This is a genomic window from Acidiphilium sp. 34-64-41 (assembly GCF_002282635.1).
In the GTDB taxonomy this organism is placed as follows: domain Bacteria; phylum Pseudomonadota; class Alphaproteobacteria; order Acetobacterales; family Acetobacteraceae; genus Acidiphilium; species Acidiphilium rubrum.
This window is the reverse complement of sequence record NZ_NCJX01000087.1, coordinates 1-11,138: the sequence shown is the minus strand read 5'-3', so window position 1 is coordinate 11,138 and position 11,138 is coordinate 1. Positions and strand designations below refer to the sequence as shown.

12 protein-coding genes are annotated in these 11,138 nt (G+C 63.7%); 6 read left to right on the top strand and 6 right to left on the bottom strand.

The window, feature by feature from the left end:
* Positions 1–15: 15 nt before the first annotated feature.
* The 4 genes from B7X49_RS15165 to B7X49_RS15150 form a co-directional block, all read right to left on the bottom strand.
* Positions 16–582: a hypothetical protein gene (locus tag B7X49_RS15165; RefSeq protein ID WP_286840054.1), complete on the bottom strand. Its 567-nt coding sequence runs from the start codon at positions 580–582 to the stop codon at positions 16–18.
* A gap of 73 nt (positions 583–655) precedes the next feature.
* On the bottom strand, positions 656–1,285 hold the full coding sequence (locus tag B7X49_RS15160) for a DNA-3-methyladenine glycosylase (protein ID WP_286704972.1): 630 nt from the start codon (positions 1,283–1,285) through the stop codon (positions 656–658).
* 13 nt (positions 1,286–1,298) lie between these two features.
* Entirely contained in the window at positions 1,299–1,850 is a 552-nt protein-coding gene (locus B7X49_RS15155; RefSeq protein WP_286704973.1) for a hypothetical protein, read from the bottom strand.
* 155 nt (positions 1,851–2,005) lie between these two features.
* A complete protein-coding gene (locus B7X49_RS15150) occupies positions 2,006–3,922 on the bottom strand; it encodes a DUF6600 domain-containing protein (protein WP_286704974.1) in 1,917 nt (638 codons plus the stop codon).
* A 243-nt stretch (positions 3,923–4,165) separates the two neighbouring features.
* On the opposite strand from B7X49_RS15150, the gene B7X49_RS15145 reads away from it, so the two are divergent.
* From B7X49_RS15145 to B7X49_RS15120, 6 genes are all read left to right on the top strand, one after another.
* Entirely contained in the window at positions 4,166–4,447 is a 282-nt protein-coding gene (locus B7X49_RS15145) for a hypothetical protein (protein ID WP_286704975.1), read from the top strand.
* Positions 4,448–4,748: 301 nt separating this feature from the next.
* Entirely contained in the window at positions 4,749–6,071 is a 1,323-nt protein-coding gene (locus B7X49_RS15140) for a DEAD/DEAH box helicase (RefSeq protein WP_286704976.1), read from the top strand.
* A gap of 213 nt (positions 6,072–6,284) precedes the next feature.
* Positions 6,285–7,424: a Re/Si-specific NAD(P)(+) transhydrogenase subunit alpha gene (locus tag B7X49_RS15135; protein WP_286704977.1), complete on the top strand. Its 1,140-nt coding sequence runs from the start codon at positions 6,285–6,287 to the stop codon at positions 7,422–7,424.
* 179 nt (positions 7,425–7,603) lie between these two features.
* The gene (locus tag B7X49_RS15130; RefSeq protein WP_265635087.1) at positions 7,604–7,999 is read left to right on the top strand and encodes an NAD(P) transhydrogenase subunit alpha; all 396 of its coding nucleotides are present in this window, start codon (positions 7,604–7,606) and stop codon (positions 7,997–7,999) included.
* A 14-nt stretch (positions 8,000–8,013) separates the two neighbouring features.
* Positions 8,014–9,429 (top strand): NAD(P)(+) transhydrogenase (Re/Si-specific) subunit beta, encoded by a 1,416-nt coding sequence (locus B7X49_RS15125; protein WP_286704978.1) that lies wholly within the window; start codon positions 8,014–8,016, stop codon positions 9,427–9,429.
* A 608-nt stretch (positions 9,430–10,037) separates the two neighbouring features.
* Entirely contained in the window at positions 10,038–10,490 is a 453-nt protein-coding gene (locus B7X49_RS15120; RefSeq protein WP_286704979.1) for a hypothetical protein, read from the top strand.
* A 60-nt stretch (positions 10,491–10,550) separates the two neighbouring features.
* Here the strand turns inward: B7X49_RS15120 and B7X49_RS15115 are convergent, their stop codons facing one another.
* Both B7X49_RS15115 and B7X49_RS15110 read right to left on the bottom strand, forming a co-directional pair.
* A complete protein-coding gene (locus tag B7X49_RS15115) occupies positions 10,551–10,709 on the bottom strand; it encodes a DUF6998 domain-containing protein (protein WP_286704980.1) in 159 nt (52 codons plus the stop codon).
* A gap of 8 nt (positions 10,710–10,717) precedes the next feature.
* Positions 10,718–11,138, bottom strand: a 421-nt coding sequence (locus B7X49_RS15110) for a hypothetical protein (protein ID WP_286704981.1), incomplete at its 5' end; no start/stop codon positions are given.

Here is an 11,138-nt window from a genome sequence, read left to right as displayed (position 1 = left end):
ACCCCGCTGACGATCTCACTCCTCGGCCGCTTCGCCCTCATCATGGCGATGCTGGCCGAAATCGCCGTCAACCAGGGCCACGCGCAACACCTTCCGGGGTCCAGGATCATCGCCATCTGGCAGCGCCTCACCGGCATCGCCGCCCGCTTCGAGCGCGCTGTCCTGCGCGGCCCCACCCCAAGCCGGAAGCGCCTCACGCCAGAAAAACCCAACCGCGCCAAACGCCCATCCCTGCCGGATGGCTTCGGCTGGCTCCCCCGCGTCTTCCCCGGCACGCACGACATGCCCGCCGCCGTCACCTACCCCGCCCAACAACTGCGCGATCTGCTCGCCGATCCCATCATGGCCGAACTGATCGAAACCAATCCCGCCATCGGCCGCATCCTCCGCCCCTTGTTCGAAGCCCTCGGCATCGAACGCCCCGCCATCCTCGCAATCCCCCAGCCGACCGCGCGCGAACCCGCGCACCACGAACCCGAACCCCCACCCGCCACGCCGATCCGTGTGGCGCGCGCGGCCCAGGTGCCCGATCCAATCGCCGCCGGGACGCCGCCAATCACCGAAAACCAGGATCTGGACCAACGAAATTCAAGCCCTACCGAACCCGTCGCCCCACCGCATCTATTTCATTCAGATTTCGTAACAAAAACGATCCCTACCGGCCCTTCGCCGTCTCCTTCGCCCGATCCGCCGCACGCCATAAATACCATGCCGCCGTCGTCCGATACGGCGCGTAGGCTTCCCCGATCACCGCGAAATCCCGCGGTTTCGGTTGTGCGGCGAGTCCGTGGATCACCCGATATCCTTCCCGCACCCCGAAATCATCGACCGGAAACACATCCGGCCGCCCGAGCGTGAAAATCAGCAGCATTTCCACCGTCCAGCGCCCGATGCCGCGCAGCGCGCACAGCCGTTCGATCAATTCGGCATCGGAAAGCCGGCTTGCCGCGCGGCGGGTCGGCACCGTCCCGTCCAGCGTGCGGGCCGCGATATCCCGTAGTGCGGCAATTTTCGCCCCGGAAAACCCGCAGCCCCGCAAATCTACTTCGGCCAGCGAGAGCAGTGCCGCCGGCGCCGGGCATTCCGCCCCCGCCAGCGTCGCCAACCGCCCCAGAATCGCCGTCGCCGCCCGCGCGTGCAATTGCTGATGCGCCACCGCCGATATCAACGCCGCGTAGGGCTCGCGCGTCCGATCATGCACCAACCCGCAGCGCCCCACCTCACTGATCAGCGCCCCCAGCACAGGGTCCGCCTGTGTCAGATGCGCCCGCGCCAACCGGCTCATGCGAGGCGTGGCCTCACCGCGCCCAGCGGCTCATCGCCGCCGCAATCCATTGCCGCCACGCCGCCAGGCGCCGCGCCAACCGTCCCCGCTCGCCATCGCGCGAGGCAAGCCGCAGCCGCTGGCGGATCGGCCGCGTCCGGTCCAGCACCCAGTCGCGCGCCAGAATGACCTTGTCATGCGCAATGGCGAACCACCGCACCGACATCAGGTTTTCCTCGCACGACTGATAAATCCACAACCCCAGCAGAATCGCGAACCCCTTGATGAACACCGCCACAATCGTCGCGGCGAACCAATTGCCCTTGACGAACAAAACCGTCGCCCAGAACCCGCTCAAATGATCGATCGCCTCGGGGATCAGAAACAGAAACACCACCACCAGCGGCGGCAACGTCTGCAAAAACCGCCGCAGCCGCGCCACCACCGCCAGGCGCGAAATCAAATCGAGCAGCGCCTTGGCACCATCCCAGATCACCCGATCCAGAAATTCGAGCAGCAGCGCCAGCGGCAACAGCAACACGTCTTCGACCATGCGCCGCATCCGCCGCCGGCGTCGTTCAATCATCGCAGCGGAAGCCGGGTCTTGCATGAGCCGATCGTACCACGCCCAACCCCACCCCTGATAGGGCAATCATCAACCAGCCAGCCCCCACCAACCAAACCGCCCATAACCCAGACAAACAAAAGTTCTTTTGCTGCTTTTTTACAAAACAGAAGCCCTCACGGATGCTGCTGATCCGGATGCCCCGGCGCAGGACGCGGCGCCGGCCGAGCGGCCGGACGCGGTGCCGGATGAAACTGCTGTGCCGGCGGATGGTATTGCGGTGCCCGTGCAACCGGCCGTGCCTGCTGCGCCGGCGGGTGAAACTGCTGTGGCCGGGGTGCGGGATGAAACTGCTGCGGCTGCGGCCGCGCCTGCTGCACTGGCGGATGATACTGCGGCCTCACCTGGGGAGTCCTGATCTGCGGCCGCATCTGCGGCGGCCGCACCGCCCCGGGTCGCGCAGGCCCAACCGGCGGCCGGGGTGCCTGCGGCGTGTTCATATGAACCATCCCGCCCGGCTGCATCGGCCGCCCGATCGCCGCCGGCATCGGATGCGCCACCTGAGGCATAACGCCGGGCCGCACATTCGGGCCACGCGGCATCACATGGATCTGCGGCCGAATCGCCGCCGGGCGGATCGGCGCAGGCCGCGCCACCGGCAACCCGCGTGACGCAGCGAACGGCGCCGGCCGTGGTGCCTGTGCCGCGATGCGATGGATCATCGCCCCCGGCGCGCCCGGCAATTTTCCGAACCCCGGCCCACCCGGATGCGCCACCGGCCCGCGGAATCCCGCCGGCGGCACCGGCCGAGCCGCCGCCAGCACCGCCCCCGGCGCCGGCCGCCCGAACCGCCCCACCGGATCACCCCGCCGCATCGCATCGGCCGGCAACACCGTCGCCGCCCCCCGATTGATCAACCGCGCCGGCCCGTAATTGTTGATGATCGTGGTATTATGAATATCCGTGAAATGATTCGGATTGCGGATGTTGTAGTAGTTCACACGCTGCACATAGCGCGGCGGGCAATGATACCACGGCCGGTACGGCTCATCCGGCCCCAGCGGCACCCACCCGATCGAACCGACCGCAAACGCCGCGGCGGTAATCCCCACCCCGATCGCCACACCCGTCCCGACATTGAAAAAACTCACCGTCGCCGGCGCATACACCGGCTGATAATAGGCCGGCGCGTCATAAGCCACCGGCGCCGGCGCCCAACCCCACCGCCCGCCATACTGCACCCAGCGCCCGTAATGGAACGGCGCGAACCCCCACGGATCGTTATCCACCCAGGTCCAGCCCCAGGGTGCCACATAGGCCCAATGCCCCTCGCGATACGGCACCCAGCTCGATGCGACGCGCGGATACCACACCGCGCCATATTGCGGCGTCTGCGACCACGATCCGTATTCCGCCAACTGATACCCGCCGGTCATCTGATTGACCACCGGCGGCACATAGGCGGGCGCCGGCGCATACCGCACCGCGAGCAGCCGCACCACGAACGGGTCGCGCTGCCCCGCCCCCAGCGCCGCCGTCACCGGATCGGCGCCCTGCAAGGTCGCGGTCTCACCCGGCGCGATATCCAGCGACACGTTCTGCCCCTGCAACTGCGCCGCCCCGCTGATCACGGTCACCGTGGTCGGCGCGGTCTGATCACCAGCGACAATGTCATACTGCCCGTCCCGCGCAATCGTCACGGTGCCGCGCGGCGTCGTGATCGCATAGCTCGCCCCCGGCGCGAGGTTCCGCACGTCGACATAAACCTCGCCCTGCGACAGCGCGGCATCGACCACCTGCGGCCCGATCGTGGTCACCTGCAACTCAGTCGCCTCGTTCAGCGTCATCCGGCTCCAGTCGATCGCGACCGCCGCCTCCGCCCCCGGCTGGGTATACAGCGCATCGCCGCTGGTCACCGGATAATTCAGCGCCGCAGCGCTCCACTGGCTGGCCCCCGCGCTATCGAACGAAACCGAACCCTGCACCAGCGCAATCTGACCGACCCGCTCGGGCGGCGTTGCCGTGGCGGCATCCTGCGCCTGCGCCAGCGGCACGCCTTGCAAAACCGTCCCGATCGCTGTGGTCAGCGCCAATACCACCCGAAACGGGGCGACACGAAATGGGGCAAAACGAAAACTGGGTCGCATGGCATGTCTCCGTGGGGCGGCCGTGTTGAACAGGACTTATAAACGGCGTCGGCTGCGGCCTAATAGGGACCGGATCGCGGCAGCATCAAGGCGAAACATTGCCGGGCGTTACAATTTTGGTCCCATTCCGCCTCATCCTTGCCACAAGCGCGCACCTATATAGCAGCCAGTGTTCAATGAGGTGTTTCGATGAAACCGATACTGCGCAAAACCATGGTCATGATCGCACTTGGCAGTGCGGCGATTGGTCTGTCGGGTTGTGTCTACTATCCGAGTACATACGGCTACGGGTACGGCGGCGGTTACGGCGGCGGCTATGCCGCACCTGCCTATGTGGCACCCGCACCGGTCGTCACGGGCGGCCTGTTTCTTGGCGGTGGTTGGGGCGGCGGTTGGGGCGGCGGCTGGGGTGATGGTGACCGCGACGGCTGGGGCGGCGGCGATCGTGGTGGCTGGGGCGGCCGTCGCTGATAACGATCGGTCGGTGATCAGCGCGGCTCCCGGCGCACCAGCGCACCAGCCCTGCCCCCATCGCACACGATTCCCCTTGCCAATCCCCCGACCGAGCTTGTATGTGCAGTGCAACAGAACAGTGCTCGTAGATGCGGCGGTTTCGTCGCCGGCAATGTTCACTGGATGCGCGGCGCCCGCAACGGTGCCCCATCCCAGGTTGGCGGCAGGAAAAACCAAGCCTCGCACGCTTCACCGGGCAGCTGTTCTACGCATGCTTCCTTAAACCTATATGTCACGCCCCCATGCCGGGAGCGGGACCATGAAAGCATTTTCCTTGACCCTCTTTACCGACCTCGGCCTCGCCGAGCCCGTCATTCGCGCCGTCACGGCCGAATCCTACACCACCCCGACCCCGATCCAGGCCCAATCGATCCCGATCATCCTCGAAGGCCACGACCTGGTCGGCATCGCCCAGACCGGCACCGGCAAGACCGCCGCCTTCGTGCTGCCGATCCTGCACCGCCTGGTCGAACAGCGCACCAACCCCGGCGCGCGCGGTTGCCGCACCCTGATCCTCGCCCCCACCCGTGAGCTGGCCAGCCAGATCGCGGATGCCGCACGCGTCTACGGCAAATTCATCCGCCCGAGCGTCGCCGTCGTGATCGGCGGTGCCAAGCCCGGCCCGCAGGCCCGCCAGATGATGCCCGGCGTCGATCTGCTGGTCGCCACCCCCGGCCGCCTGCTCGACCACGTCTCCACCGGCGCCATCCGCCTCGATGGCACCGAAATGATCGTGCTCGATGAGGCCGACCAGATGCTCGACCTCGGCTTCATGCCCGCGATCCGCAAAATCATGTCGATGCTGCCGTCCCGCCGCCAGGCGGTGATGTTCAGCGCCACCATGCCCAAGCCGATTCGCGCACTCGCCGCCGAATTCCTGCGCAACCCCCGCGAGGTCTCGGTCAGCGTCGAATCCAAACCGATCGACCGGATCGACCAACGGGTCATGCTGCTGTCCGGCGAAGCCAAAAAAGACGCGCTGGTCACCCTGATGAAGGAACCTGGTGTCGAACGCGCCATCGTGTTCACCCGCACCAAGCATGGCGCCGACAAGGTCTGCCGCCATCTCGAAGCGGCAAGCATCGGCGCCTCGGCGATCCACGGCAACAAGAGCCAGAGCCAGCGCGAACGCGCGCTCGATCAGTTCCGCCAGGGCCGCATCAAAGTCCTGGTCGCGACCGACATCGCCGCCCGCGGCATCGATGTCGATGGCATCTCTCACGTGGTGAATTTCGAACTGCCGAACATTCCGGAATCCTACGTCCACCGCATCGGCCGCACCGCCCGCGCCGGCACCGATGGCATCGCGGTGTCCTTCGTCGAACCCGCCGAGCTTACCTATCTGCGCGACATCGAACGCCTGATCGGCAAGCAACTGATCCCCGGCGGCGCCGTGCCCGCCCGTGGCGTGGTCCCGCCGCACCTCAACCGCGCCAACAACCAAGGCCGCAACGGCGGCGGTGGCCAGAATCGTAGCGGCGGCGCACCGAAGACCGGCCACAGCCGGCCGCAGCAGCGCTCGCACGCCGCACCAGCCCGCGGCCGCAGCGAAGGCAACCGCAGCGCCAGCCGCACCGGCTGATCCGCAGCGCTACCAAACCGACCGACTTGCGAAGCGCACGGCCAGGGGTTCACCCCTGGCCGTACTGCATCGCGCCAGCCACGCTTGACATCGCACCCCGCGCATGGTGCGAGAGTTCAACACAAGCGGCGTCCTCGTGGCATTTATGTCGCTTGCGATGGGGCTTGCCAACATAATATTCGATTGCATGCGCTGCACGAAGGGATGGAACTGATGCGTCTAGCGGTATTGAAAGAGCGCCTGCCGGGGGAAACCCGCGTCGCCGCGGTGCCCGATTCGGTCAAGAAGCTCACGGCCCTGGGCATCCAGGTCGTCATCGAGGCCGGGGCCGGTGAATCCGCCGCGATCTCGGATGCCGCGCTGCGCGATGCTGGCGCCGAAATTGTCGCCGATGCCGCAACCGCCCTCGCGGGTGCCGGCGTCGTCCTCACCGTCCAGGCGCCCGACGACGCCACCCTCGCGATGATCCCGCGCGGCGCCCTGCTGATCGGCACGCTCGGTGCCGCCGGCAATCCGTCCCTGGCACAAACCTACGCCGCCGCCGGCATCGATGCCTGCTCGATGGAACTGCTGCCCCGCATCACCCGCGCCCAGTCGATGGACGTGCTGTCCTCCCAGGCCAACCTCGCCGGCTATCGCGCCGTGATCGAGGGTGCGGAAGCCTTCCCGCGCGGCTTCGCCATGATGATGACGGCCGCCGGCACCGTGCCGCCAGCCCGCGTCTTCGTGGTCGGCGCCGGCGTCGCCGGCCTCCAGGCCATCGCCACCGCCCGCCGCCTTGGCGCCATCGTCTCGGCAACCGATGTCCGCCCCGCCGCCAAGGAAGAAATCAAATCCCTCGGTGCGACCTTCATCGGCGTCGAGGACGACGAAAGCAAAGCCCAGACCGGCGCCTATGCGAAGGAAATGAGCGCCGAGTTCCGCGCCAAACAAGCCGCCCTGATCGCCGAAACCGTCGCAAAAAACGACATCGTCATCTGCACCGCCCTGGTCATGGGCCGCAAAGCCCCGATCATCGTGACCTCGGAAGCCGTCGCCGCCATGCGCATGGGCAGCGTCATCGTCGATATCGCGGCGGATGCCGGCGGCAATTGCGGCGCCACGGTGCCGGGCGAACGCATCGTCACCGATAACGGCGTCGTCGTGCTCGGCTACCGCAACTGGCCCGCGCGCATCGGCGTCGCCGCCAGCACGCTCTATGCCCGAAACCTGCTCACCTTCCTCACCAATTTCTGGGACAAGGACAGCAAAACCCCGAAACTTCCGCCCGAGGACGATATCGTCAAAGGCGTACTGCTGACCCGGGGCGGTGCCATCGTTCACCCGAATTTTGTGCAGCAGGCGGCAGCATAAGGAAGCAAGCACTTCTTTTTTTGAAAAAAAAGAAACAAAAAAACTTTATTCCATGAGACCAAGCAGGTGAAACCACCCGTGACCCAGACAAACAAAAGTTTTTTGCTTCTTTTTTACAAAAAAGAAGCCCTTGCTTCCCTCGCCTGCCCTCATTCGCTTACCCCGCCCAGGAGCCCACAATGACCCCAGCCGAACTCGCGGGCCAGGCCGCCAACCTCGCCCATAAAGCGTCCATCCTCGCGCAGAACGCCGCCGGCTTCGCCGCCCAGGAAGCCGCGCGCGGCCCGCACGGCGCCCCGCTGATCGACCTGTTCGCCGTCTTCGTGATGGCGGTGTTCGTCGGCTATTACGTGATCTGGAGCGTCACCCCCGCGCTCCACTCGCCGCTGATGGCCGTCACCAACGCGATCTCCTCGGTCATCATCGTCGGCGCCATGCTCGCCGCCGGCCTCCACGGCGATTTCGCGGCCCATGCCTTCGGCTTCCTCGCCATCATGCTGGTGTCGGTGAATATTTTCGGCGGCTTCATGGTCACCGCGCGCATGTTGTCGATGTTCCGTAAAAAGACCAAGTAAGGGCGCCCAGAATCATGAATTACGCATCCGATCCGGGCATCACGCTCGCCTACATCGTCTCGGCCGTCCTGTTCATCCTCGCACTGCGCGGATTGTCGAGCCCCGTCACCTCCCGCCGCGGCAACCAGCTCGGCATGGCCGGCATGGTCATCGCCATCCTGGCCACCCTCGCCCATCCCGGCATGATGCTCGGCGGCGTCGGGCTGATCATCGTCGCCGTCGCCATCGGCGGCACGGTGGGCGCGGTCGTCGCCAAACGCATCCAGATGACGGCGTTGCCCCAACTGGTCGCCGCGTTCCACTCCCTGGTCGGCCTCGCCGCCGTGTTCGTCGCCGCCGCCGCACTCAATGCCCCGCAAAGCTTCGGCATCGGTACCCCCGGGCACCTCCGCCTCGAAAGCCTGATCGAAATGTCGATCGGCCTGGCCATCGGCGCCGTCACCTTCACCGGCTCGATCATCGCCTTCGCCAAACTCCAGGCCCTGATGAAAGGCACGCCGATCACCTTCAAGGGCCAGCACTACCTCAACCTCGCGATCGGCATCCTGATCCTGGTCCTGGTCATCGCCTTCGTCGCCTCCGGCGGCTCGCAGACCCTGTTCTGGCTGATCGCCCTCGCCGCATTAACACTCGGCTTCCTGCTGATCATCCCGATCGGCGGCGCCGACATGCCCGTCGTCGTCTCGATGCTGAACTCCTATTCCGGCTGGGCCGCCGCCGGCATCGGCTTCACCATCAGCAACTACGCCCTCATCATCACCGGCGCCCTGGTCGGCTCCTCGGGTGCCATCCTGTCCTACATCATGTGCAAAGGCATGAACCGCTCGATCATCAACGTCCTGCTCGGCGGCTTCGGCACCGATTCCGGCGGCGTCGGCCCCGCCGCCACCATGGGCGACAAAACCGTCAAATCCGGCTCCGCCGAAGACGCCGCCTTCATCATGTCCAACGCCTCCAAAGTCATCATCGTCCCCGGCTACGGCATGGCCGTCGCCCAGGCCCAACACGCCGTCCGCGAAATGGCCGACCTGCTCAAGGCCGAAGGCGTCGAAGTCAAATACGCCATCCACCCCGTCGCCGGCCGCATGCCCGGCCACATGAACGTCCTCCTCGCCGAAGCCAACGTCCCCTACGACGAAGTCTTCGAACTAGAAACAATCAACAACGAATTCTCCACCGCCGACGTCGTCTACGTGATCGGCGCCAACGACGTCACCAACCCCGCCGCCAAAACCAACAGCGCCAGCCCAATCTACGGCATGCCCATCCTCGAAGTCGACAAAGCCAAAACCGTCCTCTTCGTAAAACGCAGCATGGCCTCAGGCTACGCCGGCGTCGACAACGAACTCTTCTTCCGTGACAACACGATGATGCTGTTCGGCGATGCGAAGAAGATGACCGAGGAGATTGCGCAGTCGCTTGGGAAGTAGAGAAAGCAAGGAAGCAAGGGGCTCTGCCCCTTGACCCCGTTAAAGGCGAGCCTTTAAAATCCACTGATTCGTTGCATTGCCAAGATTACTTCATAAACTGGTTATCGTTCAAGGCTGAAAGATGCTCCGGAATCTAGCAATTGCAGCAGTCGCTGTTCCCATTGTGTTAGCTGTCGCAACTTCAAGTAATCCAGCTCAAACGAGTAAGTCGTCTTCCGACAGCCCATGCAAGCATCGACAACAGCAGACTGAACGTTGGGATCTGCTCTTACGCCAGAATGATCTTGTTGGCCAAGCTATGGAAAACGCGATTAAAGAGACAAGGAAAAGTCGGAATCTCTGGTCTTTAACCAAGGATGGTCTACTATTCGAGCAAGCGACCGACAAAAAATTCCCAATGCCCGCGCTGGGGTCTCCTAACTATGCCGGGACATGGATGCATAGGCAGAACGAACGTTGTGCAGCGATAACGCGTTATCGCGTCATGAAAGGGCTTCTACCAAGCGACAGAGCTTACCCAGAGCAGGATCGATGCTCCCAGTTTGCAGCTGGTATTTGGTATAACGAGTGGAAAGCCAGTCTACAGAGCAAATAATCGGGGTTAAAATATGACCAAAAATATTGTATTTTACGCGCCCGTCCCGGCAGCAATACTCGAATCAGCGTCTCAAGTGCCACAACTTTCCAACAGGGTGGCATTCGGTAGCAACAAGGCCGGACTGCAAACGATGCCAATCGGGATTGCGGTCTATATCCACGCATCGCAACCGCCTCACCAGCTTTATAAGGCCAACGTTGTGACATGGTCTGGAACACTCGGTGCCATTGTTCCTGCAGTTCGAACCGGGCGACGTTCTGGTAAGCATGTAGACTCGTCCGTACGTCCACCTTTTGCCGAGCTAGAGGATACTGCCGTGCTTGATTTCTGGGAAGTACTTGGTTTGCACCCTCTAGAACGTCCCATTCAATTCGGGCGTTTCGAAAACATTGAAGGCGGCTTAGCCTTTGGTGGTCGTGCGCCTGAGTGGCCCGTCCTTGCTATTCTTAAGCCATCTGACTAGCGGCAAGCGTAGCAAGCTGTAGGATGGGTCTCCCTTGAGACCCATCAATCTTTCAAATTCTCACTTCAACCACCGCCTCAAATTCTCAACCACCTCACCGATCGACCCAACCAGATGCCCGTCAGGCGTAAATTTCCGTCCGGGATATTGCCGCTCCAGTTCCGCAACCGCTTCATAAATCCGCGCCACGGCATCCGGTAGACGAATAAATTGAGTCATGTTTTGCCTCACCATTGAAGAGATTTGAGTTTTCCACGTTTACCGATCGGAATTTCATGCATCGAGGGCGCCGCAATATGAGCGGTGACCGCCTCGATATCCGGCCAATTCAAAACAAGCTGCGCCGCCACCTGATGCAGCGGCGTTTTCTGATACGCAGGCGGCAACAAAAACCCGTGCAACCCCGCGCCCCGCAGCGCTTGCCGCTCAGCCTTGTTCTTCAGAACCCGACCATCCCCGGTTACAAAAATCCAGACCCCGTTGTCGGCACGGAGATGCGCAATCCACTCCAGATCCGCGGAATGCCTGCCGTTCTCAAGCCCAGGAACATCCTTACTCATCGGTCGGTAATTAAGACGACATTTTGCTAGTCGTATGTTTGCGGGGGTGATATAATTCCGGCATGAAACGGGACGGTCGCAGATTTGA

What these genes read in the sequence shown, in the direction of transcription:
- B7X49_RS15160 (WP_286704972.1), bottom strand. Translation starts at nt 1,285, where the DNA reads ATGAGCCGGTTGGCGCGGGCGCATCTGACACAGGCGGACCCTGTGCTG.
- B7X49_RS15155 (WP_286704973.1), bottom strand. Translation starts at nt 1,850, where the DNA reads ATGATTGAACGACGCCGGCGGCGGATGCGGCGCATGGTCGAAGACGTG.
- B7X49_RS15145 (WP_286704975.1), top strand. Translation starts at nt 4,166, where the DNA reads ATGAAACCGATACTGCGCAAAACCATGGTCATGATCGCACTTGGCAGT.
- B7X49_RS15140 (WP_286704976.1), top strand. Translation starts at nt 4,749, where the DNA reads ATGAAAGCATTTTCCTTGACCCTCTTTACCGACCTCGGCCTCGCCGAG.
- B7X49_RS15135 (WP_286704977.1), top strand. Translation starts at nt 6,285, where the DNA reads ATGCGTCTAGCGGTATTGAAAGAGCGCCTGCCGGGGGAAACCCGCGTC.
- B7X49_RS15130 (WP_265635087.1), top strand. Translation starts at nt 7,604, where the DNA reads ATGACCCCAGCCGAACTCGCGGGCCAGGCCGCCAACCTCGCCCATAAA.
- B7X49_RS15125 (WP_286704978.1), top strand. Translation starts at nt 8,014, where the DNA reads ATGAATTACGCATCCGATCCGGGCATCACGCTCGCCTACATCGTCTCG.
- B7X49_RS15120 (WP_286704979.1), top strand. Translation starts at nt 10,038, where the DNA reads ATGACCAAAAATATTGTATTTTACGCGCCCGTCCCGGCAGCAATACTC.
- B7X49_RS15115 (WP_286704980.1), bottom strand. Translation starts at nt 10,709, where the DNA reads ATGACTCAATTTATTCGTCTACCGGATGCCGTGGCGCGGATTTATGAA.